The 26,176-nt window shown below is 46.3% G+C and carries 22 protein-coding genes, 16 tRNA genes and 2 pseudogenes; 10 read left to right on the top strand and 30 right to left on the bottom strand.

Going from position 1 to position 26,176, the window contains the following annotated elements:
- Positions 1-5: 5 nt before the first annotated feature.
- Complete coding sequence (locus tag AC3WT9_RS18660) at positions 6-944, bottom strand: ABC transporter permease (RefSeq protein WP_341097783.1); 939 nt, start codon at positions 942-944, stop codon at positions 6-8.
- A 391-nt stretch (positions 945-1,335) separates the two neighbouring features.
- Here AC3WT9_RS18660 and AC3WT9_RS18655 point away from each other — a divergent pair.
- Positions 1,336-1,704: pseudogene (locus AC3WT9_RS18655) on the top strand (helix-turn-helix transcriptional regulator); the annotation flags it as partial.
- A gap of 198 nt (positions 1,705-1,902) precedes the next feature.
- On the opposite strand, the gene AC3WT9_RS18650 reads toward AC3WT9_RS18655, so the two are convergent.
- A complete protein-coding gene (locus tag AC3WT9_RS18650; protein WP_341096339.1) occupies positions 1,903-2,283 on the bottom strand; it encodes a MerR family transcriptional regulator in 381 nt (126 codons plus the stop codon).
- 153 nt (positions 2,284-2,436) lie between these two features.
- Between AC3WT9_RS18650 and AC3WT9_RS18645 the strand changes: the two genes are divergently transcribed.
- Positions 2,437-3,357: an aldo/keto reductase gene (locus AC3WT9_RS18645; RefSeq protein WP_341096341.1), complete on the top strand. Its 921-nt coding sequence runs from the start codon at positions 2,437-2,439 to the stop codon at positions 3,355-3,357.
- Positions 3,358-4,192: 835 nt separating this feature from the next.
- Here the strand turns inward: AC3WT9_RS18645 and AC3WT9_RS18640 are convergent.
- Positions 4,193-4,432 (bottom strand): NifU family protein, encoded by a 240-nt coding sequence (locus tag AC3WT9_RS18640; RefSeq protein WP_341096343.1) that lies wholly within the window; start codon positions 4,430-4,432, stop codon positions 4,193-4,195.
- 481 nt (positions 4,433-4,913) lie between these two features.
- Between AC3WT9_RS18640 and AC3WT9_RS18635 the strand changes: the two genes are divergently transcribed.
- Both AC3WT9_RS18635 and AC3WT9_RS18630 read left to right on the top strand, forming a co-directional pair.
- Complete coding sequence (locus tag AC3WT9_RS18635) at positions 4,914-5,237, top strand: helix-turn-helix domain-containing protein (protein WP_341096346.1); 324 nt, start codon at positions 4,914-4,916, stop codon at positions 5,235-5,237.
- A 133-nt stretch (positions 5,238-5,370) separates the two neighbouring features.
- Entirely contained in the window at positions 5,371-5,904 is a 534-nt protein-coding gene (locus AC3WT9_RS18630; protein ID WP_341097784.1) for an IS630 family transposase, read from the top strand.
- 629 nt (positions 5,905-6,533) lie between these two features.
- Here the strand turns inward: AC3WT9_RS18630 and AC3WT9_RS18625 are convergent.
- Genes AC3WT9_RS18625 through AC3WT9_RS18610 form a run of 4 tightly spaced genes read right to left on the bottom strand, consistent with a single transcriptional unit; the run spans position 6,534 to position 10,686 of the window.
- The gene (locus AC3WT9_RS18625; RefSeq protein WP_341096347.1) at positions 6,534-7,742 is read right to left on the bottom strand and encodes an L-serine ammonia-lyase, iron-sulfur-dependent, subunit alpha; all 1,209 of its coding nucleotides are present in this window, start codon (positions 7,740-7,742) and stop codon (positions 6,534-6,536) included.
- Between the two features lie 22 nt (positions 7,743-7,764).
- Positions 7,765-8,601, bottom strand: a complete 837-nt coding sequence (locus AC3WT9_RS18620) for an enoyl-CoA hydratase/isomerase family protein (RefSeq protein ID WP_492407780.1) — start codon at positions 8,599-8,601, stop codon at positions 7,765-7,767.
- Positions 8,591-9,430, bottom strand: coding sequence for an enoyl-CoA hydratase/isomerase family protein (locus AC3WT9_RS18615; RefSeq protein WP_341096350.1), 840 nt, complete (start codon positions 9,428-9,430; stop codon positions 8,591-8,593). The genes AC3WT9_RS18620 and AC3WT9_RS18615 overlap by 11 nt, the downstream gene beginning before the upstream one ends.
- A gap of 29 nt (positions 9,431-9,459) precedes the next feature.
- Complete coding sequence (locus AC3WT9_RS18610) at positions 9,460-10,686, bottom strand: M20 metallopeptidase family protein (RefSeq protein ID WP_341096351.1); 1,227 nt, start codon at positions 10,684-10,686, stop codon at positions 9,460-9,462.
- Positions 10,687-10,910: 224 nt separating this feature from the next.
- Between AC3WT9_RS18610 and AC3WT9_RS18605 the strand changes: the two genes are divergently transcribed.
- Positions 10,911-12,224 carry a transcriptional regulator gene (locus AC3WT9_RS18605; RefSeq protein ID WP_341096352.1) on the top strand — a complete coding sequence of 438 codons (1,314 nt, stop codon included), beginning with the start codon at positions 10,911-10,913 and terminating at the stop codon, positions 12,222-12,224.
- A 66-nt stretch (positions 12,225-12,290) separates the two neighbouring features.
- Here AC3WT9_RS18605 and AC3WT9_RS18600 read toward each other — a convergent pair whose 3' ends face one another.
- Both AC3WT9_RS18600 and AC3WT9_RS18595 read right to left on the bottom strand, forming a co-directional pair.
- Entirely contained in the window at positions 12,291-12,560 is a 270-nt protein-coding gene (locus tag AC3WT9_RS18600) for a type 2 periplasmic-binding domain-containing protein (protein WP_341096353.1), read from the bottom strand.
- Positions 12,561-13,305: 745 nt separating this feature from the next.
- Positions 13,306-14,190: a LysR family transcriptional regulator gene (locus AC3WT9_RS18595; protein WP_342480677.1), complete on the bottom strand. Its 885-nt coding sequence runs from the start codon at positions 14,188-14,190 to the stop codon at positions 13,306-13,308.
- A gap of 125 nt (positions 14,191-14,315) precedes the next feature.
- Here AC3WT9_RS18595 and AC3WT9_RS18590 point away from each other — a divergent pair, with 125 nt between their 5' ends.
- Positions 14,316-15,269 (top strand): NAD(P)-dependent oxidoreductase, encoded by a 954-nt coding sequence (locus AC3WT9_RS18590; RefSeq protein ID WP_341096355.1) that lies wholly within the window; start codon positions 14,316-14,318, stop codon positions 15,267-15,269.
- A gap of 711 nt (positions 15,270-15,980) precedes the next feature.
- On the opposite strand, the gene AC3WT9_RS18585 is transcribed toward AC3WT9_RS18590, so the two are convergent.
- From AC3WT9_RS18585 to AC3WT9_RS18565, 5 genes are all read right to left on the bottom strand, one after another.
- Complete coding sequence (locus AC3WT9_RS18585) at positions 15,981-16,220, bottom strand: NifU family protein (protein ID WP_341096365.1); 240 nt, start codon at positions 16,218-16,220, stop codon at positions 15,981-15,983.
- A 321-nt stretch (positions 16,221-16,541) separates the two neighbouring features.
- Complete coding sequence (sufB, locus tag AC3WT9_RS18580) at positions 16,542-17,939, bottom strand: Fe-S cluster assembly protein SufB (RefSeq protein WP_341096366.1); 1,398 nt, start codon at positions 17,937-17,939, stop codon at positions 16,542-16,544.
- Between the two features lie 53 nt (positions 17,940-17,992).
- A complete protein-coding gene (sufD, locus tag AC3WT9_RS18575; RefSeq protein WP_445935360.1) occupies positions 17,993-19,300 on the bottom strand; it encodes a Fe-S cluster assembly protein SufD in 1,308 nt (435 codons plus the stop codon).
- A 23-nt stretch (positions 19,301-19,323) separates the two neighbouring features.
- On the bottom strand, positions 19,324-20,103 hold the full coding sequence (gene sufC / locus AC3WT9_RS18570) for a Fe-S cluster assembly ATPase SufC (protein ID WP_341379807.1): 780 nt from the start codon (positions 20,101-20,103) through the stop codon (positions 19,324-19,326).
- Positions 20,084-20,605: a MarR family transcriptional regulator gene (locus AC3WT9_RS18565; protein ID WP_341096368.1), complete on the bottom strand. Its 522-nt coding sequence runs from the start codon at positions 20,603-20,605 to the stop codon at positions 20,084-20,086. The genes sufC and AC3WT9_RS18565 overlap by 20 nt, the downstream gene beginning before the upstream one ends.
- A gap of 587 nt (positions 20,606-21,192) precedes the next feature.
- On the opposite strand from AC3WT9_RS18565, the gene AC3WT9_RS18560 reads away from it, so the two are divergent.
- The 4 genes and pseudogenes from AC3WT9_RS18560 to AC3WT9_RS18545 all read left to right on the top strand — a co-directional run bounded on the left by AC3WT9_RS18560 (position 21,193) and on the right by AC3WT9_RS18545 (position 23,817).
- Positions 21,193-21,363 (top strand): hypothetical protein, encoded by a 171-nt coding sequence (locus AC3WT9_RS18560; RefSeq protein WP_341096369.1) that lies wholly within the window; start codon positions 21,193-21,195, stop codon positions 21,361-21,363.
- Between the two features lie 53 nt (positions 21,364-21,416).
- Positions 21,417-22,091, top strand: a complete 675-nt coding sequence (locus tag AC3WT9_RS18555) for a FadR/GntR family transcriptional regulator (RefSeq protein WP_341096370.1) — start codon at positions 21,417-21,419, stop codon at positions 22,089-22,091.
- A pseudogene (locus tag AC3WT9_RS18550) lies at positions 22,075-22,481 on the top strand (multidrug ABC transporter ATP-binding protein); the annotation flags it as partial. The gene AC3WT9_RS18555 and the pseudogene AC3WT9_RS18550, both read left to right, overlap by 17 nt.
- Before the next feature lie 85 nt (positions 22,482-22,566).
- Positions 22,567-23,817 carry a CynX/NimT family MFS transporter gene (locus AC3WT9_RS18545; protein WP_341096371.1) on the top strand — a complete coding sequence of 417 codons (1,251 nt, stop codon included), beginning with the start codon at positions 22,567-22,569 and terminating at the stop codon, positions 23,815-23,817.
- An 817-nt stretch (positions 23,818-24,634) separates the two neighbouring features.
- Here the strand turns inward: AC3WT9_RS18545 and AC3WT9_RS18540 are convergent.
- From AC3WT9_RS18540 to AC3WT9_RS18465, 16 genes are all read right to left on the bottom strand, one after another.
- Positions 24,635-24,716 (bottom strand) — tRNA-Leu (locus AC3WT9_RS18540).
- 35 nt (positions 24,717-24,751) lie between these two features.
- A tRNA-Cys gene (locus AC3WT9_RS18535) sits at positions 24,752-24,825 on the bottom strand.
- A gap of 7 nt (positions 24,826-24,832) precedes the next feature.
- A tRNA-Gly gene (locus tag AC3WT9_RS18530) sits at positions 24,833-24,907 on the bottom strand.
- Between the two features lie 4 nt (positions 24,908-24,911).
- Positions 24,912-24,986 (bottom strand) — tRNA-Gln (locus AC3WT9_RS18525).
- Between the two features lie 19 nt (positions 24,987-25,005).
- Positions 25,006-25,081 (bottom strand) — tRNA-His (locus AC3WT9_RS18520).
- A gap of 46 nt (positions 25,082-25,127) precedes the next feature.
- Positions 25,128-25,203 (bottom strand) — tRNA-His (locus AC3WT9_RS18515).
- 24 nt (positions 25,204-25,227) lie between these two features.
- Positions 25,228-25,301, bottom strand: a tRNA-Trp gene (locus AC3WT9_RS18510).
- A 5-nt stretch (positions 25,302-25,306) separates the two neighbouring features.
- A tRNA-Tyr gene (locus AC3WT9_RS18505) sits at positions 25,307-25,392 on the bottom strand.
- Between the two features lie 5 nt (positions 25,393-25,397).
- Positions 25,398-25,473: transfer RNA gene (locus tag AC3WT9_RS18500), tRNA-Thr, on the bottom strand.
- An 18-nt stretch (positions 25,474-25,491) separates the two neighbouring features.
- A tRNA-Phe gene (locus tag AC3WT9_RS18495) sits at positions 25,492-25,567 on the bottom strand.
- Between the two features lie 22 nt (positions 25,568-25,589).
- A tRNA-Asp gene (locus AC3WT9_RS18490) sits at positions 25,590-25,667 on the bottom strand.
- Between the two features lie 4 nt (positions 25,668-25,671).
- Positions 25,672-25,748: transfer RNA gene (locus AC3WT9_RS18485), tRNA-Met, on the bottom strand.
- Between the two features lie 33 nt (positions 25,749-25,781).
- Positions 25,782-25,857: transfer RNA gene (locus AC3WT9_RS18480), tRNA-Val, on the bottom strand.
- 55 nt (positions 25,858-25,912) lie between these two features.
- Positions 25,913-25,987 (bottom strand) — tRNA-Glu (locus AC3WT9_RS18475).
- A 17-nt stretch (positions 25,988-26,004) separates the two neighbouring features.
- Positions 26,005-26,097: transfer RNA gene (locus tag AC3WT9_RS18470), tRNA-Ser, on the bottom strand.
- 3 nt (positions 26,098-26,100) lie between these two features.
- Positions 26,101-26,176: transfer RNA gene (locus AC3WT9_RS18465), tRNA-Asn, on the bottom strand.

Raw genomic sequence — 26,176 nt, 5'->3', positions numbered from 1 at the left:
ACCTTTTAGAACAACGCGTAGTCATCATTGATTCTGCGGATAATGTAGTTCACCGTCATGATCAGGATAAAGCCGAACAGGGATTGGTACAGCCCCGCAGAAGTCGCCATTCCGATATCAAAGGTAACCTTGAGTGACCGGAATACATACGTATCCAGAATGTCCGTGGTATTGTAGAGCACGCCATTGTTACCGATCAGCTGATAAAAGAGGTCAAACTGCCCTTTCATAATGCTGCCCAGCGAGAACAGCAGCAGCACAACAAAGGTCGATTTCAGCATGGGCACCGTGATATACCAGATCCGCTGGAAAATATGCGCTCCGTCAATTTTGGCCGCTTCATAGTACTCATCGCTGATCCCCGTAATGGCCGCGAGATAGATTACCATGCTATAGCCAAGGTTTTTCCAGAGATAGAACAAGATGATGAGGAAGATCCAGACGACCGGTTTATTGTAGACATCCACTGGACCGGCTCCGAACTGGGCAAGCAGGGTATTCAAGAAACCGTTATCATAATTGAATACATTGTAGACGATAACGCTCAGGATCACGAAGGAGACAAAGTACGGCAGGAACATGATCGACTGGGTAAGCTTCTTGAACCATTTGACGCGCAGCTCGCTGAGCAGAATGGCACAGACAATCGCCAGCATGTTGCCCAGCAGGATAAACGCCAGATTGTAACCGATCGTATTGAGCGTAAGCTTCACCAATGTCCCGGATTTCCAGAGAAACTCAAAGTTTTTGAGGCCCACGAACGGTGCATCGAACAGTCCGGAATTGAAATCAAATTGAGTGAACGCATAATAAACTCCGACCATCGGAAAATACGAATTCACCAGAAAAAACAGCAGTGTCGGAAGCAGCATCAGAAAAAGAACACGGTTATGGATTAGCTCATGCAGAAATCCTTTTTTCTTCTTTTTCATGCCGGCCCCCATCTGTGATGACAGCTGACCCGTTCCCTTTAAGGGAAGTTCAATGGCTAGCGGCATTCGATTCTTGCGTTTGCGCTGTCTCAAAGCCTTCACTCTCCTATACCTATATATAAGTTGCAGCGGCGCCCGATTTCCCGCCTCCGCTTGGACACTCCTGCTGCGCTCAGCGGCTCCGTCCAATGTATGACCCAAGTATAGGAGCCCCCCCTTCCGGCGAACAGTGCAGCTTGAGGGTATTCCTGCATTATGTTGCTAACCGTGCAGTGTACATTTCGGACTTTTGTGCAGAATCGTGAGAATTTGGACCTTTCCGGCAGCTTCGTGAGCACACAAATAACCCCCGGCTCTTCTTCGGATTGAAGATAGAACCGGGGGGAGCCGTGTCTTAAGCAGCTTGCAGCAGCTCTCCGCCTCCATGCACCGGGAGCAGACCGTCTCGTTGACCACCGCTTGCGCCGAGCAAGCCGCCTCTTATCTGCGTGCCCATTACCGCGAGGAGATCACGACGGGCATGCTGGGAGACAGCCTGAATTTTCATCCGGTCTATATTGCCCGCTGTATGAACAGGGAGTACGGCTGCTCTCCAATGGAATACCTGCTCCGCTACCGCATTGAACAGAGCAAGCTGCTGCTGATGCAGACCAGCTTCCCCATCGCACGGATTGCTGAAGAAGTCGGCTTCAACCAGGCTCCCTATTTCAGCTCTAGCTTCATGAAGCTGGAAGGGATCTCTCCCCGGCAATACCGCCAGCGCTTCTCCTGATGAAATGCACTGCTGCGGATGGGCGGGTATCCGTGTGGATAGCCGCAGCAAGCAAACAAGCCACTATCCGTAGCTAACGGATAGTGGCTATGGATCTCTCTATAGGTTGAACTTTAGATGCCGATCCCCCACCCGAATGGGTATATCTCCTCATCCCTTAATACGCAGCCATCGCTGACGCTGACTACCTCTGTAAGATTACTTGCAATCCGCCTTAGCCTCCTCCTCAAGCGAGGAAAAATAAGCAATTTTATGATCTATCTTTTGCGCAAAGGTCTGGAAAAACTTAATCTTCTCATCAATATGCAGCTTATGAGCCTGCAGCAATTTCCGCTGCTCGGATAGTGTGCTGATTCCTTCCTTGGATAACAAGATAAACTGTTTGATATCTGCTATCGGCATCCCGGTATCCTTCAGGCAGCAAATTAACGAAATCAGCTCCAGATCCTCATCGTGAAAACAACGGTTTCCGTTCTCATCCCTGGCAACCACGGGCAGTACGCCCTCTCTTTCGTAATAACGTAACGTATATTGGCTCAGACCGCTTTTTTGTGATATGGTTTTGATGCTGTATCCCATGATAACAGCTCCCTTCCGCCTTTGGCTTTGGTTCCATCTCTAAAGTAACACCATTCGCGTTCTATTAAAAGCGCTTTAAAAATCTATTGACTTACAGTTAACTCTAAGGTCTACACTTTACTAGGAACCTTACATTTGAGGAGTGAGCAAACAATGGTAAAAAAAATTAAAGCAGGCAACAGCCAGCTTGAGGTCGCCCAGATTTCTTTAGGCTGCATGCGTCTTGCCGATCTGTCTCCGCAAGACGCTGACATGCATATTCACAGTGCGCTGGAGGCCGGAATAGACTTTTTTGATCATGCGGATATTTATGCAGCCGGTAAAGCTGAAGAAGTATTCGGCGGCGTACTTGCCGCCAGCCCGGGCATGCGTGATCAGCTGATGATCCAGACGAAATGCGGAATCCGCCAAGGCTTTTTCGACTTCTCCAAGGAGCATATTGTCCAGTCGGTGGAGAACAGCCTGAAGCGTCTGAAAACCGATTATGTAGACGTGCTCCTGCTGCACCGCCCCGACACGCTGATGGAGCCGGAGGAAGTGGCTGAAGCCTTTGATCTCCTGGAGCAAAAGGGCATGGTTAAGCACTTCGGTGTCAGCAACCTGAACCCGCTGCAAATCGAGCTGCTCAAAAAAAATGTCAAACAGCCGCTGCTCTTCAATCAGCTGCAGCTTAGCATTATGGTCTCAGGCATGATTGATGCCGGCTTCAACGTCAACATGACCAACACCGGTTCGGTTGTACATGATGGAGGCATTCTGGAGTACAGCCGCCTGCATGATATGACCATCCAGCCTTGGTCACCGTTCCAATACGGCTTCTTTGAGGGCGTATTCCTGGGCAACGAGAAGTTCCCTGAATTAAATGAAGTCATTGGCCGCCTGGCCGCTGAAAAAGAGGTTGCCGACACCGCCATCGCGATTGCCTGGCTGCTCAGACATCCGGCCAACATGCAGCCCATCGTGGGCACGACTAATACCCAGCGTCTGCTTGATATTGCCAAAGCGTCGGATATCACGCTGACCCGTCAGGAATGGTACGAGATTTATCGTGCAGCGGGCAACAAGCTTCCTTAACTTGTCCCATTTCTGGACCAGCCATAGCTTAAGAACATCTGTAAATCAAACAAAGAGTACTTCAGAAGCCGCTTAAGGTTACCGGAGTACTTTTTGGTATTAACAACTAACATCCTTTCTGAAATTATCATGCGGATCAAGAGTGTACATAATCTGATTGACCTTTTTCATACACTGGGATATTTTATTTCTAAAGGATAAGTAGAACGGAGCTTGCAGATGGGGTTACACTATAAGGGGTTTCTGATATCGCTTCTGATTTTGTTGCCAAACCTTCTATTATTACGCTTTGCACCACGATCCATTCCCAAATTAACCTCTACCTCTATTCTCTTTACGGTATTCGAACGGATTGGCCAAATCACTTGTTTTGTTCTGCCTATCCTCTATGGGCGAAAGATTGCAGAGCAACCTATAGACTATATAACACTTCTAATGGGGATCTGCCTCATAATTTACTACCTATGCTGGATTCGCTTTTTTGGGGGCGGCCGGGAGTTTTCATTATTGTTTAAACCCTTAGGTCCTATCCCAATACCCATGGCCCTCTTCCCAATGTTGTATTTTGTCCTTCTGGCATATTGGCTGCACTCTTATCTCTTTGTTGTCCCTGCCCTTATATTCTCCATCGGCCACTTTGTAAATAGCTGGAGTGTATATACGCAGATCAGGTGATAGTATTATGAGGGCAATCAAAATAATGAGTACTATTGCTCATCGGCTATAAAATTCTGCGGATGTCATCCTTATGATGAAGAACGGTATGATTATTGAAAAAGGAACCCATGAAGAGTTCCTTTCCGACGACACCTTCTATGTTTCTGTTAAAATGAATTTAGAATACTTGTACAACTTCTTTAATATCATCGATTTCCTCAAGAATTGCGCGCTCAATAGCAGCCTTTAACGTAATCGTAGCACTTGGGCAACCGTTGCAAGCTCCCAAAAATCTTAATTTGGCTATACCGTTCTCAACCTCGACTAATTCAGCATCTCCACCGTCACGCAGTAAGAAAGGACGTAGTTTGAGAAGCACTTCCGATACTTCATCGAATAAAATTCCATTCCCCTCCATTATTCCAGCTCCTCTCATTGTTTTACCAACAGTCAATTCAAGCCTTTTTTCACCCTAGATAGTCTGAGTGGTCCTTTGCTTTTTGCCTAAGACTGGCCTCTTGATCCGAAAGTTCCCTTATAAGCGTATAAATAGAGTCTAAAGGTATCATCACACCACAACTTGCGCTCAATCCTGACAGCATATTGAAGTAGAATTGAAGTTTCCGTATCTCTCGGGTAATTTGAGCTAGTTCTGAATTGTCCGAATTATTTTTCTTCATTACCAACACCTCGTACTTCTCTTCAGGAATTAATAGTGAAAGACTCGCCAGCCGATAAATCCAATAAAAAGGATTTGAGGAACTGGAAATGGAAAAAAGATGGGTCGTTGAATTGAGCCAAGAAGAGCGTGAGCAATTAGAACAACTGATTAAAAAAGGTAAAGTTGTCGGATATAAAATCAAGCACGCTCATATGTACTGAAAGCCGATGAAGACGAGTTGGGACCAGCGTGGCCAGATACCCGAATTGCAGAAGCCTATCATACAAGTGAAAGCACCGTCCGAAATTTGCGAAAACGGCTGGTCGAAAAAGGCTTCGAAACGGCATTGGAGCTTGAAAAACAAGCCAATCGCAAGATCAAGTTTGATGGTGAGACCGAGGCGAAACTGGTCGCCATTGCCTGTAGTGAGCCATCCGAAGGGTACAGCAGATGGTCGGTTCGACTGCTCCCCGATCGCATGGTTAAACTGGAAATTGTAGATGAAATTTCGCCCATGACGATACAACGTATGATGAAAAAAACAAACTTAAACCGTGGCTGAAGAAACAGTGGTGTATCCCGGAAGCTTCCGGCGAGTTCGTGGCACGCATGGAGGATGTACTGGATGTTTACCAACGTCCCTATGACCCCAAGCGGCCCTTGATTTGTTTGGATGAACGAACCGCCAGCTCACAATGGAAACGAGGCCTTCCTTTCCGGCCAAGCCAGGCGAGCCGAAGCGTATCGATTACGAATACAAACGCAACGGTGTTGTCAACCTGTTTATGATGTTCGCGCCGCAGGAAGCAAAGCGTCATGTACGTGTTAGTGATCATCGGGCGCGTGTTGATTTTGCAGCTTGCATCAAGGAACTTGTAGACACCCACTATCCGGAAGCCGAGCAGATCGTCTTGGTTATGGACAACCTCAACACGCATAGCATCGGCTCGTTATACGAAGCGTTTGAGCCAGCCGAGGCAAAACGATTAGCGGACAAACTGGAAATCCATCATACGCCGAAGCATGGAAGCTGGCTGAACATGGCTGAAATTGAGATAGGCGTGTTGAGCCGACAGGCGCTTTCCGATTATGTGGCCACCAAAGAAGAAATGATCTCACGCGTAGCGGCTTGGCAATCCGACCGGAACACTGCACGTTCGACCGTTAATTGGCAATTCACAACAAAAGATGCTCGGATCAGGCTCAACAGATTATACCCTGAAATTTAGGCGATACGCAGTACTAGATTTTTAAGGATCATGGGGGCACCATTGATTTTGGAACCTCAATTTGGCAATTCAATGTTATCGGTGGCTTTGAAGGAAGTACGCCTCGGGGGATTCACATTGGAAGCACTACTGCGGAAATAAATGAGGCTTACCCTGACGCTGTTCCTTCTTCAAGTGATGAGTAGTTTATACGCTCAAAAGATGCATAGCTTCAACACTCAACAGATAATCAGTACTGGATTCAATTCAGTATAAAGAATGGGAAAGTTATCGGCATCGTCATTACCAAAAATCTGACTATGCAATAAACTTATATATCTATACCTAACCTAAAAAAACGGGTGGTCATGAGACAATCCGTTTTTTTAGGTTTCACATCATCTATGGGTTAACTGAACGAGATATTCTGAAATTTATAAAGACCAGGGTCGGTTGTCTGAACATAGTTAAGGCCATGTTCACACACGCAGCCGATACGTTAGCCATCCGCGGTATACTTGGGATTTTCACCCGTTAGCACGATGCGGTGTCAATCGCACAAAAGAACATCCCTTCTGCCAACCACCAGTTAGGGATGTTCTTCAATCTCATTACATAAGTATGGAATTAATGCCCCATCATCGCATCATTTAGCTGTCCATTTTATAGAGCTTAGCGAGCCCGCCCTCTGAAGTTTCGCGGTAACTACTGTTCATATCCAGGCCTGTCTCATACATGGTCTGTACAACCAAATCAAAGGATATCTTACGGGTACCAGACAAGAATTTGGCCAGACTCAGCGCATTGATCGCCCGCATCGCACCGACAGCATTCCGCTCGATGCAAGGAATCTGAACCAGTCCGTTAATCGGATCACAGGTTAATCCCAAGTGGTGCTCCATGGAAACCTCCGCCGCATACTCAATCTGATCGATCTCCATACCAGACAGTTCAGCCAGTGCAGCTGATGCCATCGAGCAAGCCGTGCCAACCTCCGCCTGGCAGCCGCACTGAGCGCCGCTGATGGAGGCGTTCTGCTTGACCAGATTGCCCATGAGCCCTCCGACGGCCAGAGCCCTGAGAATCTGTTCGTCCGGGACCTGCATCTTCCCCTGCATATAACGAAGCGAGGCAGGGACAACACCGCTGGCTCCGCAGGTCGGAGCCGTTACGACTGTGCCGGCGGCGGCATTCTGTTCGTTGACGGCGAAAGCGTATGCGCTGACGATCCGGTTCTCCCGTGTCTCCGGGCTCTCATCCACATGCCCCTGATGATAGAGATATTTCGCCTTGCGTTCGACATTAAGACCGCCTTCCAGAATACCTGTGACGGACAGCCCTTCGTCGATCGAATACTTCATCGCTTCCCAGATTCCTTGGAGGAATTCCCAGATCTGTTTGCCTTCACGCTGCTCGACGTAATCGCTTAGCCGGATATGATTCGCTTTACAAAAGGTACTGATCTCTGCAAAGCTGTTCTCCGGGTAAACATCAGGCCCATGCGTCTCCTCCCGCCCCTCAATCACGATATCCCCGCCGCCGATACTGACAGCACGCATGGATGCGGTTTGCCGCCCGCCTTTGTAAGCGAACAAGTCCATGGTATTGGGATGGGGCAGAACAAAATCTGCCTGCGGAACAAATTGAACCTCCGCCCTAACGGGTGACAGTGCTCTAATAATAGCTTTGTCCGTCATATGGCCTTTACCTGTTTTGGCAAGGGAACCATAAATCAACGCCTTAAATTGGTCTGCATCTTCATTTTCTGACTTGAAGATTCTGGCCGCTTTCTCCGGCCCCATGGTATGGGAGCTGGACGGTCCACTGCCAATCTTATAGAGTTCAGTCAACGATCTCATAGCACCCATACATCCTTTCCGGCTATTGCCCACTCCTCTGAAAACGTTCCTTGATCTTCATCAGCCGCTCATGAATTCCCTCTTCATCAATGGCCATGTCATACAATTGGTGAGTAAGCTGGAAGCCTTGATCATTGGCAAGGGCTTCTTTCCACGGATGCGATACAATCGAATGAGCAAGATGTCTTGTAGAGCGGGGTGCCTGCATGATCATCTCTGCCAGCTCCCATGCCCGTGGAAGAAGCTGTTCATAAGGCAGCACCTCACTGACCAGACCGAGCTCTAATGCCGTTTGAGCATTAATGTTCATGCCCGTGTATGCATAAAATGCCGCTTTCTTGATTCCCAGTATCTTTTGAAGTGCCAGGACGATTCCATCTCCAGGCGGAACACCGCCCAGATAATGGGCATCGAAGAATGCTGTGTCTTCCGCACAAATGGTAATATCGCAGAGCGTCCCCAACTGCCAGTGTGCGCCTGTGCCATTGATCGCCCCAATCGTGGGGATGTCCATGCAATAGATCATATTTTCAATCATTCTGAGTGACTCATGGTACATTTCCAGCTTCCGGCGATTCGGCCAATCCATGAATTTGGTTGTCCAGACTTCAGGATTGCCTGTCTGCCACAGCTCTCCTGTCCCTGTAAGGATCATGACCTCATTCTCAGGATCACGGCCAATATCGGACCATACATGACCATATGCCGCTTGGACCGGCCAGTCGAATTGTATAGGTCCCCCGTCAGTGTGCATACGCACTTCGAGGATACCGCCGCGGCGGGTCATGAGGAATAAGTCCTTGTACTTCTCCGAGTATTCTTCGAGCCGAGTAGGTCCCGTCATCTTTCTATTGAACATCGTTGCCCATCAGGCGTCCTTGCATTTTCTTCAGCCGCTCCAGCGCTCCTTCTTCATCAATGGCCATGTCGTACATTTGGTGGGCAAGCTGGAATCCCTGATCGGCGACCAGAGCTTGCTTCCATGGCCGGGAGATAATGGAGTGAGACAGATGTCTCGTTGAACGCGGTGCCTGCATGATCATCTCCGCGAGCTCCCAAGCGCGTGGAAGAAGCTTTTCGCGGGGCAGCACTTCACTGACAATACCCAGATCCAAGGCGGTCTGACCATTGATATTCTTGCCGGTGTAGGCGTAATAGGCTGCTTTTTTGAAACCGATCATGCTCTGCAGTGTGAGCAGCATTCCATCTCCCGGAGGCGTGCCTCCCAGATAATGCGGATCGAAAAAGTCAGCGTCTTCTGTACAAATGGTAATATCACAGAGCGTTGCGAGTTCACAGTGCGTTCCCGGCCCGTTGACCGCCCCGATGGTCGGGATGTCAATGCAGAAGATCAGATTTTCAAGCAGTCTCAGTGATTCATGATACTGTTCGAGCTTCTTTTGCTTCGGCCAATCCATGAATTTCGTATTCCAGACCTCAGGGTCGCCAATCAACCATTTATCCCCAGTTCCCGAAATAATCATGACTTCGTTCTCAGGGTCACGGCCAATATCTGACCAGGCATGAGACCAGGCGGTATGAGCTTCCCAATTGTGCTTGTACGAACCTCCGTCGGTGTGCAGACGCACTTCAATGATTCCGTCACGGCGGGTCATTAACAGGAATTCCTTGTATTTCTCCGAGTACTCTTCAAATTTAGTGGGTCCAATCATACGTCTCTCTGTCATCTTAATTCCTCCTAAGTTTGGTTTAGAACTTATCTATTACTTTCAAGCCAATCTCTGGCAAAAGCAGCGTAAGCCGCAGCCCCTCTATGAAGCACCTCATCCGAGAACATCGTCTTTGGATGGTGTACAGGGTAACTATAGCCTTCCTCGATATTGCCTGCGTTAAGGAACACTGTCGTACTTGGCACCGCCTGTGAGACAAATGCGAAGTCTTCTGATCCCATTAATTTACCACCGGGTACCAGTTGGGTTATACCGATGAAGGAACTCGCGCCAAAAGTGTTGGCAATCGTCGTTCTCATTTGCCGGTTCAGCCCGCTGTCCGTTTTCACCTCAGGACATCCCCTCGTATAGATCACTTCCACCTTGGCCTGAAAAGTTTCTCCTATTCCTGCGGAAATTTCACAGATACGAGTCTCCATTTTATCCCGCAATGCGGCGCTAAAGGTACGTACACTTCCTTTCATTCTGGCCATATCGGGAATCACGTTGTTTGTACTTCCGCCTTCCATCACGCCAATGGTAAGCACTGCATTATCAATTGGCGAAACTTCCCGGCTAAGGATACCCTGCAACGCCAGATGAAGATGAGCAGCCACATTTAAGGGGTCCACTGCGGCCTCGGGCATTGCGCCATGTGAGCCCCTTCCGCGGATGATAATTTCGAACCAATCCGAAGAAGCAGATATCGCTCCACCTTCCTCAGGCACTACAAATTGTCCGGTAGGAAGCGGCATTCCAGTCAATACGTGAAGCATCATGGCTGCATCCACCTTGGGATTATCGAGAATCCCGCTCTCCAGCATCATTTTTGCCCCGTGCAGCGTCTCTTCACCCGGCTGAAACATAAGCTTAACCGTCCCGCGAAGCTGCTGTTCGTTAGCCTTCAGAATCTCCGCAGCTCCCAGCAGCATGGAAGTATGCATGTCATGACCGCAAGCATGCATGTTTCCATTCAACGATGCGTAAGACAGCTCCGTTTCTTCTTGAATCGGCAGCCCGTCCATATCCGCACGGATCAGAACCACCTTCCCTTCATGCTGTCCGCCAATGGTAACCATTAAGCCTGATTTTCCTACGGGAGCGGGCTTAAGGCCCATCGACTCCAAGGCCTCTTTTACATATGAGGTTGTCCTGGGCAAACTTAGATCAAGTTCCGGAACCGCATGAAGATGATGCCGATACTTGACCAATTTGTCCTGCAGCTGATGCGCCATAATCAAAAAGTCTTCAGCTTCTTCAAACACAATGAACATCTCCCAAAGCACAAATTAAATGAACGTTAGAACAGAGTTAACATTCCCCCCTTTGTATTTTAAGACTTTTTAAGAACGAATTTATCGTACTGGCATTTTTATTCCCTGTCAAGAGATATTAAGACATTTTAAGAACATTATTTCAGAGGCTGGCGGAACATTGTAATATCACATTTATTGTGATATAACTCTTTTGATTGAACTGTTTATGAAAGGAATCTATCATGAAAATCAAGCTGGGTATTATCACGCCTGAGACCCATATGGACTATTTCCGCGCCATTGAAGAAGAAATGCGGCCACTATGTCAGTTCCGGTTTCTTACAATCAGCAATTTCCGGGAAACAACAGACATCTATCTCAAAAACCTGGATTCGGTGGATGGATTTGTGATCAGCGGCAGGATGCTTTACGAGTCCATCGATAAGGAAAGCCTGGATGACAAGGTGCCTGTTCACATTTTGCAGGATGATGAGAACCTGTTGTACAGGGAGCTTTTCCGGCTGCTGGTTACAGAACATGGGCTGGATATCTCTCGGATCTATGTGGATTATGCGTATATCATCGAGTCTTTCAGCGAATTCCAGCAATACCTGACTCATGAGGGCAAACCCATTGACAGCGGAGATTTGCTCAAACGGGTGGAGACCATGCTGGAGAACCATATCACGCTGTGGGAAGATGAGAAAATAGATCTATCCATCACGGCGTTCGGCCATTTTGTGCCGGAACTGCAAAAGCACGGAGTCAGATATATCTTAATCCGCCCCACCTTGGAGAACGTCAAAGAGACCATAAGCGAGATCATCAACGAAATTACCATCCTCAAGCTTAAGAACCAGAGGGCAGTTGTTGCATGCTTATCGGCCATAACTGAGCAGCCACCCTCTGAAGAGCAGCTTCATGAGCTAAAAGTCCTTGTCGGCAGGTTTCTGCATAGCATGAATCTGGCAGACACGGCCCAAATTTCAGAAGGCTTTGTCAGACTGTACACTACCTACGGAAATTTCATGAGGATCACCTCTAACGCGCATAACTGCACCCTGCTGGAATATCTGGAAGAGCGCATAAGCGACAAGGTGAAGATTGGGTGGGGCTCGGGGCATGAATATTTTCAAGCGAACGTCAACGCTACCAAAGCTCACAGACAGGCGGAGGCCTTTACGGGCAGTTGCAGCTTTTTTATAGACGAGAATCAGAAGGTTGTCGGCCCCATGCGGAGCATGAATGTCATCCAGTTCTCCGAACAGGGTGACCCGGAAATCATTGCGTTAGCCAAAAGGATCGGAATCAACAACATCAATTTGCAAAAAATCATGTCCTATGCAGAAATCATGAGAACCAATAAATTATCCTCTGAGGATGTTGCCGAGTGCCTGTCCATGACCGTCAGAGGTGCAAACCGTATCCTTAACAAAATTGAAGAAAGTAAGTACGTACAAACGGTATTTGAAAAACGGGACAACAGTAAAGGGCGGCCAAAAAAATACTACGAGCTGTTGTTTCTTGACAACGAAGGACAAAAATTAAGCAAATGATGACCATTGGCAAAAAGGCATGTTTTCAGTTTCAAAAACATGCCTTTTGTGTGCATATTTACTGGGTCAAATCACTCCCTTGCCGGACGACCAGCTCTGCACATGTGCAGAAACCGCCGCGTTGCTGGTGAAGCATATTTCATCGAGTTGACCCGCGAAGCCAAGGGAACGGAAGCTGCTCTCTTCCAGCTCAAGCATGGCTACATGCTCATGCTGGAACCGGGTGACCAGCTCCGGGAGGATGATGCTGCCCAGGCCTTTTTCCACCATGGCAATAATGGCGTAACCGTCCCCGGCCGAGAACTGATGCCCGCCTTTTTCAGCCCCGTCGCACATCCTAGTCCGAATCGGCCTTGGGAATGATGAAGTCCTCGTAAGTCGAATTTAATCAATGGACTCAATTCCAAGAATATTGCATCTTCCTATACCCGACATCCCATACTTTTTCGTTCCTCAATAGTTATCGTGAGTTCACCACCTGCTTGAATAGGAATTTTAAACATTGCCGGGAACAGCTCGGGATAGAGGCGTTGAACTTCTCCAGAACTATTTAAAACTTCTTGTCCATCAACGAAAACCCTAACGCTTCCCGTTTATGAACTTACCGCCACCAGCAACTATACCGCATTGAAACCGGCTTCACAGGCCTTTCGCCAAAAGGAGGTGTGGATATCCCGTCGCCGAAGTATTCATACCCCGGAGTCTGCATACCTACGCTATATTAAACATATGTAACAGCGTAGTACTCTCAAACCAATTCTCACCCGTCATATTCTCAAGCACCTTCGTATAACCGACAAACCGCTCTAAAGCTGCATGATGATATCGTATAGATTCAGGCCATGATCCATCTGGATCAACACCAGTTGGGCCTTCACTATTGCATTCGCTTTGTTCAGTCAAGTATGCCTATTAGGAGAATCCTCCAAAGCCATCATCAGCATGCCTGTACCAGCACATGTCAGTCTGCCAATTACTGCAGCCCAACTTATCTAAAGCGCTTCGCAAGCTTCAGTCTAATGCTCTATTTTCTTCATACACCAGTTTGCAAGCCAATAATCAATTGCAAATATATCCCGGATCATGTTATTCCAAGTAAATCTTGTAGGTAGTTATCAAGAATACGAAGGGGCTCGTGTAAAGCCTGGTTTGGAAACTTATGCGTTACTTTATAACACATTCTTGGAGGCACAGAAACAGATAGTTTCTGGAGAACAAAATCTCCCATCTGCATCATATAATTGCCAATCGAAGCAGGCACGATCGTCCATTGTTTGGTGTTATTCAAAAAAGTAGTGATGAGTCCCGCTGTATCCAGATGAACACGGGATGGGCAAAGAGGATCCCACCACTGATCATGTCTGAATTGAAACTCTCTGTTCCAATTGATAAAGACTTCGTGCTGTGCCTCCAATTCTTTCATTTCAACCGCACCTCCAGCCTGACGCCCCGGCACAGCCAGACGCAGTAGTACCATTTCTTCCTTAAAAAACGGTTTAACCGTGACACTAGGCGACACGATTTCCCGCACCACAAATGCCACATCCATCTCGCGTCGTTCAATACTGTCAAAAGCTTCCTGAGTATGCTGCGTTCGAATTTGCAGACGAATTGACGGAGTATGCTGATTTAGCATTTTATACACAGGTGGCAAAACAAAATGACTTATACTTTCGGCAGCGCTTATGGCCAAACTTAACTGCGAACCGCTAGCCTGTAAGATTTGTGTTTCCCTCCAAAGAGCCTCCCATCGTTCCGCAATGCTAAAAAAGTTTTCACCTTTTGGGGTCAGACTGATTTTGGATGCCCCTTTTCTCCGTTCAACCAAAAGGCCGCCCATTTGCTCCTCCAATGTCTTTAACCGGTAGCTTACCGTCGCTTGTGACAAGTGCAGCCATTCGGCCGCCTTGCTTATATTCTGGGTCCGTACAATTGCTAAAAATGCTTCAATCCCAGGAAAATACATAGAATATCCCCTCGATATATAGAAATACTTAATATAGTTCTCAAAATATTTGAGTTTTACACTATTATTCTTCATATTTAAAATTATCATTAATCAAGACAAACAGCAACGAAGGGTGGTTTAACATGAAAATTCTTATAGTTGGTTATTTTAACGAAACCTCAAAATCAAACATCGCAAGATATTTTCCGCAAGATTGGAACGTAGTTATTGCCCCTCCCGGAAAAGATATGCTGCATCATATCGAAGATTGTCAGGTCATAATCCCTGAACATATTAAAGTAGATCACAGCCTGCTTTCTACTGCAAAAGATTTAAAGTTAGTACAGACAGGTGCAGGATTTGATAATGTGGATATCCCTGCCTGCACACAACGTAACATTTGGGTGGCCAATGCTGCAGGCGTGAATGCACACGCAGTAGCTGAGCACGTTATGGCGCTGATCTTGTCTTATTATAAAAACATACCGTTTCTGGATGCGTTCATGAAAAACAGGATGGATGAACATCATTTGGACTATACCGGATATGAATTAGAAGGGAAAACCATTGGGATTATCGGTTTGGGCGCTATTGGGAAAAAAGTAGCTGAGTTTTGCCGAGTGTTTGATATGAGGGTGCTGGCTTATAAGAGAAATTACGTTGCACAATCGGACGGTTTTGTGAAAATGACGGATTTTGATACTCTTGTAAGCACATCGGACATCGTCAGTGTACACTTGCCTTTGAATTCGCAAACCAAGCAGTTGATCAACAAAACGATGTTTCAAAAAATGAAGAAAACCGCTTTGTTTATCAATACGGCCCGCGGCGGGATTGTCAACGAACGAGACTTGATTAATGCTCTAAAAAACGGGGATATTGCCGGCTCATGCTTAGATGTGTTTGAAACTGAGCCGCTTCCTTTGGACAGTGAGCTCCGGAATCTGGGGAATGTGATCCTTACGCCCCATACAGCAGGAATGCCTGATGGCCGGAAATTTCATAAGAAAAGATATGACTTTTTTGTCAATAATATAAAACGTGTAGAAAATGGTGAAGAGCCTGAAAGTAAGCTCAATGAGTTGTTACAATTTTGATGCAATAAAAAAATGAGCTATCGGACGCAGACCCTTGCAACTGCGTGCTTTCCGATAATTCGGGCAGGGACGGATAATGCTGCCGTCAGGCTAATAGACACACATTCCCGCACCTGGTTTCCCATAGATAATAAAAAGGGTAAACCTATGTCGTAGCCCTCCGTTTATGTCATAATTCACCTATCATTCACTTCTAGACGATAAAAAGAGGATGAACATGAATAGCATTTTAACTCTGCTCCATTTAGCACAAAAGGTGACAAAGAAGCTGAAGCCAAGTTGATTACCCATTATGAGCCAGTTATCAATAAATAAGCAAAATGAAATGAAATCATTCATGAAGATTGCAAACAACAGTTGACAATTACTTTTATACTGGCAGTTGTTTTTTATCTTTACAACTAATTATTTGCAAAGCCATATGGGGTACACTTCATAGGGCTTTGCATTTTTAAAAATATTTAATTTTAGCTAAATATTATCATTTTATTCTATATATAGTTGCCTTTCTCATTCCATATTCCCATTTATAAGAAGCCATAACTTTGACTGCTTCTTGATCTTTTATACCTTCATATTATTCACTTCAAGTGTGCTCCTTTCTCTATGGTGAGAACGAGCGAATGAGTGCTGACAGCTCTCTCAAGATGCCTCAGACACACAGTATGCATACATTTGAGGATACATTTAGTGTCTTTTACCTAAATAAATTCAGAATACTTGTACAACTTCTTTAATCTCTTCAATCTCTTCAAGAATTGCGCGCTCAATAGCAGCCTTTAACGTAATCGTAGCACTTGGGCAACCGTTGCAAGCTCCCAAAAATCTTAATTTGGCTATACCGTTCTCAACCTCGACTAATTCAGCATCTCCACCGTCACGCAGTAAGAAAGGACGTAGTTTGAGAAGCACTTCCGATACTTCATCGAATAAAATTCCATTCCCCTCCATTATTCCAGCTCCTCTCATTGTTTTACCAACAGTCAATTCAAGCCTTTTTTCACCCTAGATAGTCTGACTGATCCTTTGCTTTTTGCCTAAGAATGGCCTCTTGATCCGAAAGTTCCCTTATAAGCGTATAAATAGAGTCTAAAGGTATCATCACACCACAACTTGCGCTCAATCCTGACAGCATATTGAAGTAGAACTGAAGTTTCCGTATCTCTCGGGTAATTTCAGCTAGTTCTGAATTGTCCGAATTATTCTTCTTCATTACCAACACCTCGTACTTCTTTAAAGAGTGATAAAGGTTTGATCTATTAAATTATTGAATCAACCGATGCTGCCTTCCATTTCAAATTGAATCAGCCGATTCATTTCAACGGCATATTCCATCGGCAATTCTTTGGTAAACGGCTCAATAAAGCCCATTACAATCATTTGTGTGGCATCTTGTTCTGTAAGCCCGCGGCTCATTAAGTAAAACAATTGTTCCTCGGACACTTTGGATACTGTTGCCTCGTGCTCCAAAGTAATCTGATCGTTTTTAATTTCATTGTAAGGAATCGTATCTGATGATGACAGGTTGTCCAAAATCAACGTATCACACTTAATATTGGACTTGGATCCTGCGGAATCGCGGCTGAAGCTTGACAATCCCCGGTAGTTTACTTTGCCGCCCTGCTTGCTGATCGATTTGGATATAATCGTAGATGTTGTCTCGGGAGCAAGGTGAATTACCTTCGCACCGGCATCTTGATGCTGATCTTTACCGGCTACGGCAATAGACAGGATGGACCCCTTGGCTCCCCTTCCTTTCAATATTACAGCCGGATACTTCATGGTTACCTTGGAGCCGATGTTGCCGTCCACCCATTCCATTGTGGCATTTTCCTCTGCTACAGCCCTTTGGGTTACCAAGTTGTAGATATTAGGAGCCCAATTCTGGATTGTCGTGTAACGGACACGGGAATCTTTCCTGCAAATAATTTCAATAACTCCGCTATGCAGAGAACTGGTACTATAAATAGGCGCTGTACATCCTTCAACATAATGGATAAAACTACCCTCTTCGGCAATAATTAATGTCCGCTCGAATTGGCCCATATTTTCAGAATTAATACGGAAATACCCTTGTATAGGAACCTCACATTGAACGCCCCTCGGAATGTATACAAAGCTGCCGCCTGACCAAACCGCACTGTTAAGCGCTGCAAATTTATTGTCGGCGGGAGGGATGATCGTTCCAAAATGTTGCCTGAACACTTCAGGATATTGCTTTAAAGCAGTATCCGTATCAAGGAAAACAACGCCCTGCTCCTCCAGTTCCTTCCGCATACTGTGATAGACTACTTCCGACTCGTATTGAGCGGATACGCCTGCCAGAAACTTTTGCTCCGCTTCAGGAATCCCTAGCTTGTCAAAGGTTGCTTTAATCTCGGTGGGAACCTCCTCCCAGGTCTTTCCTTGTTTTTCGGAAGGGCGAACATAGTATTGAATGTTATCAAGATTTAATCCGGACAAATCCGCTCCCCACCCAGGCATCGGCATTTTGTAGAATTGCTTCAAAGCTTTCAGCCGAAAATCGAGCATCCACTCCGGCTCTTCCTTGATTCGGGAAATTTCACGGACAATCTCTTCAGTCAGACCTTTTCCAGATTGAAAAATAGACTGGTGCTCATCGCGAAACCCATATTTATATTCACCCATATCCGGCGCTTTTTTAGCCATTGTTATCGCTCCTTTTAACCTTCATAAGACTCACTTTGATTGGCTCAGATTCCCTATAATCTGCCAAGCTTTTTCTCCACTACATCCTGCAGGCGGCTACGCATTCCCTCCAGCGGGATCTCCGAAATGACAGGAGCGAGGAATCCGAAAATAACAAGATATTCGGCTTCGCTCCGTGAGATCCCACGAGACATCAGATAATAGATTTGTTCCGCATTTACTTGCCCCACGGATGCAGCATGACCGGCGGTTACATCATCCTCATCTATCAGCAGGATCGGATTGGCATCACCGCGCGCATTTGGACTTAACATCAGTACACGTTCTGTTTGCTGACCATCACAATTGGTTGCACCTTTTTCAATTTTTGTAATCCCGTTGATAATGGCCGTAGCTTCTTCACGCATTACTGCGCGTGTGATCATTTGGCTCACCGAGCTTCTGCCAAAATGCTGAGCTTGCGTAGTATAACTCAATTTCTGGTCCCCAGAGCCTATCGCAATCACCTTAGCGTCAGAGATGGACCCGTTGCCCTGGAGTAATGTCTTCGTATCACTGGCGGTATAGCCATTATTCATCTCGCCGACAATCCATTCTACACCGCCATCCGCAAGCACAATCGCACGCCGCTGGGTGAAGTCCGTTGTTGCTGCAGCAAGCTGATGAACAGAAGCGACCTGCACCTTGGAGCCTGCCCCTGCAAACACCTCTACCACACCATTATGCAAAACCTTGATATCATCTCTGCTCGATATACAATGATCCACATAGCTGATCTTGCTGTTGTTACCAGTCACAATCAAGATGTGAGGAGCAAAAAGCGCCCCGCTCGTATCGCTATAAAAGATCGCTTGAATGGGAACTTCAACCTCTATACCGTCCGGGACATATAGAAAAACGCCACCACTCCATAAGGCACTGTGCACAGCAGACAATCTGTGCTCTTCCGGCTTCACAGCCCGGTCGAGGTAACATTGAACCAATTCCTCATGTTCTCTCGCAGCAGTATGCAAATCAGTTAAAATCACTCCCTGTGCGGCTAAATCAGCCGACAATTCTGTGTACACTACATCCGAATTGATCTGAACGATGAGTCCGCCTTCCACCGGAGAGGCAAACAAACCTCGAACAACCTCCGGCGCATCTTCCAAACCTGACCACGCATTCTCAGCTTTGTAACCACCACTTTCGTAGATATCCCATTTTTCAAGTTTGATTTTCTCCACTTTAGGCAGCTCCAGCGTCTCTGCCAGCTCGAGTGCCCGAATCCGGCGTTCAAGCAACCAACGAGGTTCATCCTTAGCACTTGACCAAGCGCATAAAGCGTTCGCATTCATTGAAATTTTTGCTTGTATACCCACTTGCTTTTCCTCCTCTTCAGCTTTCAAACTTCCTCGCCTACCGTCTCATCCGTAATCCCAAGCTCTTCTTTTACCCAATCGTATCCTTCAGCCTCTAAACGGTGGGCAAGCTCCGGGCCGCCAGATTTAACTATCCGGCCTTGCATCATGACATGCACAAAATCCGGGGTAATATAGTTCAGCAGGCGCTGATAATGGGTGATGATTAAAAAGCCTCTACCCGGGCTGCGCATCTCATTTACGCCATTGGCCACAATACGCAGTGCATCAATATCAAGCCCGGAATCCACTTCATCCAGGATCACAAACTTGGGTTCAAGCAGCATCAATTGCAAAATCTCATTCCGCTTTTTTTCACCGCCGGAGAATCCCTCATTCAAATAACGATGCGCAAATTCCGGGTTCATCTCCAGCCCCTTCATTTTGCTCTCCATTTCACGGATAAAACGAATCAAGGATATCTCATCGCCTTCTTCACGCCGTGCATTGATGGCACTTCTGAGAAAGTCCGAGTTGGTCACCCCGGCAATTTCACTTGGGTATTGCATAGCGAGGAACAAGCCTGCCTGGGCACGCTCATCCACCTCCATCTCCAGAAGGTCTTCATTGTCTAATGTCACCTTGCCGCCAGTAACCTCATATTTTGGATGGCCCATTAAAGCTGAAGCCAACGTACTTTTCCCCGTCCCGTTAGGCCCCATAATCGCATGAATCTCTCCGCCATGAATCTCCAGTGTGAGCCCTTTTAAAATTTCTTTCCCTTCAATCTTGGATCTTAATTCCTCAATCTTTAATGTCGTCATTTATTGTAAACTTCCCTTCGGAGTAATCTTCGGCACGTGCCACCAAATCACTCATAAATTTTCCAATAATCTGCAGCTCAGCCTCTGAATAGGATTCAATGAATTGGTAAAACCTTTCTTCTTTTTCTTTGTGCAGCTCTTTATGCAAATGATAAACGTGTCTTCCCTTATCCGTTAAACTAAAGTAAATCTCCTTACGATTGTTGTTCAGTTGACTTCTCATAATGAAGCCCATTTCCAGCAGCTTTGCACTAATTTTAGTAATGCCAGCTTTGGACAACCCCATCTTCTCCACAATCCCGGTATGATTTATCGGTTCATAATCACCAATGCAATCAATAACGTGTACACTAGTAATATTGTTGGAGAGCATGTCAATCTGGTACTTTCTGGCCTGTTGCCGAAACGAGTTAAATTCTTGCTCAGTATACAGCTCATTCAGATGCAGCATTCTAATATATTGCTCGTAAAGATGACCTTTAAAATGATTTTGAAACTCCAATTTCGTAATCTCCCCTCTCTTGTAGTAGCTGCAGACCAAGTTCAGTGTCAGCAATAGATTATTTTTTGTTCACAAGAGAACAAAATCATATTAACACAATTGATATTGATTATCAATATCAATTGTGTTCAGTGTGACGCAATTCTGGAGTCGCTTTTCATTGGTTCGTGTCATTGTCATCGGCCTCATGCTTCGGAACGTCCCGGTACACCTGCCACAGAACCACTTTGTAGCAAACCCATGCCGAAGCTCAACCGGTATTTGAAAAAGGGAGAGGTCCATCCCTTGGAGTTGGTGGAAGACGAGAAAGCGCAACGGGACATCCGCCTGACTGTGAAAGCAGCTGAAGGAACTTTTCACTGTTCAGTTCAGTAATTCATCAAATATTTTTTTTTTTTGAGAAACTGAGGTGTGATTCACTCTTATGTTGTTCCTTCGGATGTTGTCAATTTCGAGATCGATATCAACTTTTTAGTTCGTCACCACAACAGAAGTAAAGGCTCGTTTTGCTTGTCGCAGTCTTCCCTCCTCCCGCTTTATCATACAGCGCTGATATTTTGCAATTGGATGATAAAAGGAGGATAAACATGAATAGTACTTCTACTCTGCTCCATTTAGCGCAAAATGGTGACAAGGAAGCAGAAGCCACGTTGATCACTCGTTATGAGCCAGTTATTCCTACCTTTCAATTGGATTCTATGAAAAAACTTGATGATAATCATTATCAATTTCATCTTTCCAAGTTAAAGTCAATCTGATATAATAACACCGAAATACCAAACATCCTACGTTTCGTAAAGGAGTAATGCTGTTGTTAACTCAAACTCAACGTTTAACCTTGGTGGAACAGGTGGCCTACCAGATCCAGGAGAAGATCGAAAACAGCGAATGGCAAGTAGGGATGCGTATTCCTCCAGAGCCCGAGCTAATGGAACAGCTTCAAGTCAGCCGTAATACCTTGAGGGAAGCCATTCGGGCTTTAACGTATGCGGGTCTGCTGAAGACCAGACAAGGGGATGGGACCTATGTCTGCTCCTCAAGTGTTTTGGGGTCAGTGATTAAAAAAGTGATTCAGCATACCGATAAGCTAGAGAGCCTGGAGGTCCGATATGCATTGGAAAGAGAGGCTGCTGTCCTGGCTACCCTCAGGAGAGGCGAAGAAGATTTGGAGGCGATTCGGACATGCTTGGACCAGTGCAGACAAGCAGCCAGCCAGCAGGATCTCAAAGCTTATGCTCACTGGGATGTCGAGTTTCACAAAATGGTGATTGCTGCTTCACATAACCAATTGATGGCGAATTTGTACAATCATATTTCCGAGGCGCTGCAAAACATGGTTTTGGAAACGAAGGACTTCAAAAATGCAGCTTTTTATCACGACTCTCATGACCTGCTTTATCAAGCCATTGCCAATCAGGATTGCCATCAAGCCGAGGAGGCTGTTCGTTTATACATTGAAAAGGCCCGTACAGAATATAGCGTATGACGAAATCTGGGAAGCCACTCACCGGGCTTAACTAGAGACCTTTATCCATGCACAACCTGAAGGGATGGATACAGTGATCGGAGAACGTGGGGTAGATTGTCCGGGGGACAAAAACAGTGACTGGCTATTTACGGATGTTCCTCAAGAATTCGCCCATCCTGATCCTGGACCAGACCCCCACTGCACTGGATACCGAACTTCAATTCAGCATTCTCTTGCTGAGCTTTCAGCGAGAAGAACAACTTTGATGATTGCTCACCGTCTGGCAACCATAAAGAGAGCAGATCAAATTGTGGTCGTACCGCATATAGCATTGAAGAACAAGGAAAGCACGAAGCATTGCTTGCCGCTGTTGGACATTACAGTCGTTTTTCGCCCACAGTTTGGTGATGTACAATACATTCCCTCTTAAGGTTACTTCCTCCACATGGATGAAATTGACGATTAATTAACTTAAAACGCAGGAGGAACCCTTATGAGTTCGCCAGAACAATTGTTAAAAAAACAGGATAAAATATCCAGTACCGGCATTCGCAAGCAAGCTACATTATGGTTCATGATCGTAGGAATTATTTTTATCGCAGCGAATTTGCGTGCTCCCCTCACATCGGTGGGGCCATTAGTCAGTATTATTCGGGAGAACGTGCATATTTCAAATACCTTAGCAGGCCTGATTACCACAGTTCCACTGATTGCATTTGCATTATTATCACCTTTTGTACCAAAATTAGGACGTAAATATGGTGTAGAACGTATTATCCTGATTTCCCTTATTTTTTTGGTCATCGGTATTGTTGTTCGCTCGTTATCCGGAGCGGTGACCTTATATGTTGGAACCGCAGTTCTGGGGTTTGCTATCACCATATGTAATGTGTTACTACCGAGCCTGATTAAACGGGAATTTCCGCAGCAAATGGGTACTATGACAGGGGTTTATTCTGTTTCCATGAATCTATGCGGGGCGATTGCTTCCGGCATTAGTGTTCCCTTAGCTGTGGGGGCAGGCTTGAACTGGCAAGGTGCCTTGGGAGTATGGGGGATACTTAGCGTCATCTCCATTCTCTTTTGGGTACCGCAACTCAAGGCTCCAGCGAAACCAGCCGCTGTTGCCAGCAGCGCAGGGAACAACCATCAGATCAATATATGGCGCTCTCCGTTGGCTTGGCAGGTAACTCTTTTTATGGGAATACAATCGGCCATTTTTTATGTGCTGGTGGCATGGCTGCCTGAAATACTAAAAGATCAAGGCATCAGTTCAAGTCAATCCGGCTGGTTTCTCTCGATTCTGATTATGGCTTCACTCCCCTTTGCATTTGTCGTTCCTGTTATAGCTGGACGCATGCCTAACCAACGGTTGTTAGTGGTTATTACAACGATTCTGCTTTTGATCGGAACACTTGGACTTCTCTATAGCAGTATCCATCTGGTTCTGTTTTGGGTTATTATTCTTGGTATTGGGGCGGGCTTTGCCTTTGGCTTGTCCATGATGTTTTTCGGCTTGCGTACCCAAAGTGCCCATCAGGCGGCTGAATTATCGGGCATGGCCCAATCCATCGGATATCTACTAGCAGCAATTGGCCCAGCGCTGATTGGATACTTGCATGATGCCACTCATAGTTGGAGCGTTCCACTCCTGATATTGGTTGGCGCTTCTGCTCTACTCGGTATCTTTGGTCTGGGTGCGGCTAGGGATCAATTTGTTGGTTCTGCGAAGTGCCTGTTCTGATGGAGGTTATCAGCTTTAATTGCTCATTATGAGCCAGTTATTATTAAGTACGCAAAAACAAATGGAACCGGCGTGCAAACAGCAGATGACGATTGCCTAGATCATGGTAGTTCATCGCTTTGATCTTAGTCACTACGAATAAAAAAGGGACTGGCTCTGTGTATCTTACTACACGGGGCCAGTTCTTTTTTACACACTCTATTTCGAGAAAATTCCCAGGAAACAGTTTCCCTTTTCACTCCTAATCCCCATTTATATAACAGGAAGCAATCATCATATATTTACTTCCTTGATTACAATTTGATCCTTGAAAACTTCATAATGCTTGTTTCAAGTACGTTCCTCTCTCCTCTGTGAAATCCAGAAGCGACGAAGCGGAAGCGCTGTGACAGTCCCAAAACGGGGCTTGAGCAACCACTTCTCCGGCTAAAATCATCCTGTGGTGGGATGAATCGCCATGACTAGAGAAAGGGATTATGATACTTCTGCCCGGCCAACGTCACGGTATTGGGGGCAGCCCGCTCGGATGAGGGGGAGCTTCGTCATAAAGTTAATGCTATGATGCTGACTTACCATCAGCAGCTTGAACTAACACTTATCCTTCACCTTATGAAAGCATAGTGATGCCTTGTTAATATGCACACGGCCCACCGCGCGCATATACATATCCATTTGAAAAGGAAACTATGTTATATGTCAGGACATTGTATTCCATTACTCTCCGACACCACACATCTCCTTATGTCCAAGTTTGTACTTAATAATTACACAAAAAAGTCCATTGATATAATATCAATGGACTTCTAAAGGTTGTAGTTGGTACCGGCGAGAGGACTCGAACCTCCACGGTTTCCCACTCGATTTTGAGTCGAGCGCGTCTGCCATTCCGCCACGCCGGCGTATAGATAATGATAACAATCAGTTCAAAAAATAATGGAGGCGCCACCCAGACTCGAACTGGGGATAAAGCTTTTGCAGAGCTTTGCCTTACCACTTGGCTATGGCGCCACAAAAATGGAGCGGACGACGGGAATCGAACCCGCGACCCTCGCCTTGGCAAGGCGATGCTCTACCGCTGAGCCACGTCCGCAAAATGGCTGGGGATATAGGATTTGAACCTATGCATGACGGAGTCAAAGTCCGTTGCCTTACCGCTTGGCTAATCCCCAATAACATTTTAGATAAAAATGGGGCGACTGATGGGTCTCGAACCCACGAATGCCGGAACCACAATCCGGTGCGTTAACCCCTTCGCCACAGTCGCCATATGAAGCTGTTACTAACAATTTGCCAATCTTGTTTTAAAGAAATGGGGCGACCGATGGGTCTCGAACCCACGAATGCCGGAACCACAATCCGGTGCGTTAACCCCTTCGCCACGGTCGCCATATTAAGCTTTAAAATTTTCATTGGCAGGGGCAGCAGGAATTGAACCCACACCAACGGTTTTGGAGACCGTTGTTCTACCTTTAAACTATGCCCCTAAGGATGGTGGAGGCTGATGGATTCGAACCACCGAACACGTACGTGAGCAGATTTACAGTCTGATGCGTTTGGCCACTTCGCTAAGCCTCCACAGATGGTGCCGGCGAGAGGACTTGAACCCCCAACCTACTGATTACAAGTCAGTTGCTCTACCAATTGAGCTACACCGGCATATTCAGTTAAAGAAAATGGTGGCGCGGGAGGGAATCGAACCCCCGACACAAGGATTTTCAGTCCTTTGCTCTACCGACTGAGCTACCGAGCCATATAAGTTGTTAAGGTATTGATGGCGGAACCGACGGGATTCGAACCCGCGATCTCCTGCGTGACAGGCAGGCATGTTAGGCCAACTACACCACGGTTCCAAATTGGTTGCGGGGGCAGGATTTGAACCTGCGGCCTTCGGGTTATGAGCCCGACGAGCTACCGGGCTGCTCCACCCCGCGTCAGTAAGAAAAGTATTCATTTAAAAGTTACAATGGTGGAGGCTGAGGGGATCGAACCCCCGACCCTCTGCTTGTAAGGCAGATGCTCTCCCAGCTGAGCTAAGCCTCCATAAACGAACAATTGTTATTGTAGCAATTTCACTATATGAAATCAAGTGAAAAAATGGTGACCCGTATGGGATTCGAACCCATGTTACCTCCGTGAAAGGGAGGTGTCTTAACCCCTTGACCAACGGGCCATACCTGTAAAAATTTATGGCGGAGAGAGAGGGATTCGAACCCTCGAGACGCTTGTGGCGCCTACACGATTTCCAATCGTGCTCCTTCGGCCAAACTCGGACACCTCTCCATATGGCTCCCCGAACAGGACTCGAACCTGTGACAACTCGATTAACAGTCGAGTGCTCTACCAACTGAGCTATCAGGGA

The organism is Paenibacillus sp. EB106-06-01-XG199, assembly GCF_058791575.1.
This window is presented reverse-complemented; position numbering and strand designations above follow the sequence as displayed.

Excerpts from the sequence above, each read along its gene's own strand:
- AC3WT9_RS18590 (WP_341096355.1), top strand. The coding sequence starts at position 14,316 with ATGAAAATTCTTATAGTTGGTTATTTTAACGAAACCTCAAAATCAAAC.
- AC3WT9_RS18630 (WP_341097784.1), top strand. The coding sequence starts at position 5,371 with ATGGAAACGAGGCCTTCCTTTCCGGCCAAGCCAGGCGAGCCGAAGCGT.
- sufB (WP_341096366.1), bottom strand. The coding sequence starts at position 17,939 with ATGGCTAAAAAAGCGCCGGATATGGGTGAATATAAATATGGGTTTCGC.
- AC3WT9_RS18600 (WP_341096353.1), bottom strand. The coding sequence starts at position 12,560 with ATGTGCGACGGGGCTGAAAAAGGCGGGCATCAGTTCTCGGCCGGGGAC.
- AC3WT9_RS18625 (WP_341096347.1), bottom strand. The coding sequence starts at position 7,742 with ATGAGATCGTTGACTGAACTCTATAAGATTGGCAGTGGACCGTCCAGC.
- AC3WT9_RS18615 (WP_341096350.1), bottom strand. The coding sequence starts at position 9,430 with ATGACAGAGAGACGTATGATTGGACCCACTAAATTTGAAGAGTACTCG.
- AC3WT9_RS18640 (WP_341096343.1), bottom strand. The coding sequence starts at position 4,432 with ATGGAGGGGAATGGAATTTTATTCGATGAAGTATCGGAAGTGCTTCTC.
- AC3WT9_RS18595 (WP_342480677.1), bottom strand. The coding sequence starts at position 14,190 with ATGTATTTTCCTGGGATTGAAGCATTTTTAGCAATTGTACGGACCCAG.
- AC3WT9_RS18545 (WP_341096371.1), top strand. The coding sequence starts at position 22,567 with ATGAGTTCGCCAGAACAATTGTTAAAAAAACAGGATAAAATATCCAGT.
- AC3WT9_RS18605 (WP_341096352.1), top strand. The coding sequence starts at position 10,911 with ATGAAAATCAAGCTGGGTATTATCACGCCTGAGACCCATATGGACTAT.
- AC3WT9_RS18620 (WP_492407780.1), bottom strand. The coding sequence starts at position 8,601 with ATGTTCAATAGAAAGATGACGGGACCTACTCGGCTCGAAGAATACTCG.
- AC3WT9_RS18585 (WP_341096365.1), bottom strand. The coding sequence starts at position 16,220 with ATGGAGGGGAATGGAATTTTATTCGATGAAGTATCGGAAGTGCTTCTC.
- AC3WT9_RS18560 (WP_341096369.1), top strand. The coding sequence starts at position 21,193 with ATGAATAGTACTTCTACTCTGCTCCATTTAGCGCAAAATGGTGACAAG.
- sufC (WP_341379807.1), bottom strand. The coding sequence starts at position 20,103 with ATGACGACATTAAAGATTGAGGAATTAAGATCCAAGATTGAAGGGAAA.
- AC3WT9_RS18610 (WP_341096351.1), bottom strand. The coding sequence starts at position 10,686 with ATGTTCATTGTGTTTGAAGAAGCTGAAGACTTTTTGATTATGGCGCAT.
- AC3WT9_RS18660 (WP_341097783.1), bottom strand. The coding sequence starts at position 944 with ATGGGGGCCGGCATGAAAAAGAAGAAAAAAGGATTTCTGCATGAGCTA.
- AC3WT9_RS18645 (WP_341096341.1), top strand. The coding sequence starts at position 2,437 with ATGGTAAAAAAAATTAAAGCAGGCAACAGCCAGCTTGAGGTCGCCCAG.
- AC3WT9_RS18650 (WP_341096339.1), bottom strand. The coding sequence starts at position 2,283 with ATGGGATACAGCATCAAAACCATATCACAAAAAAGCGGTCTGAGCCAA.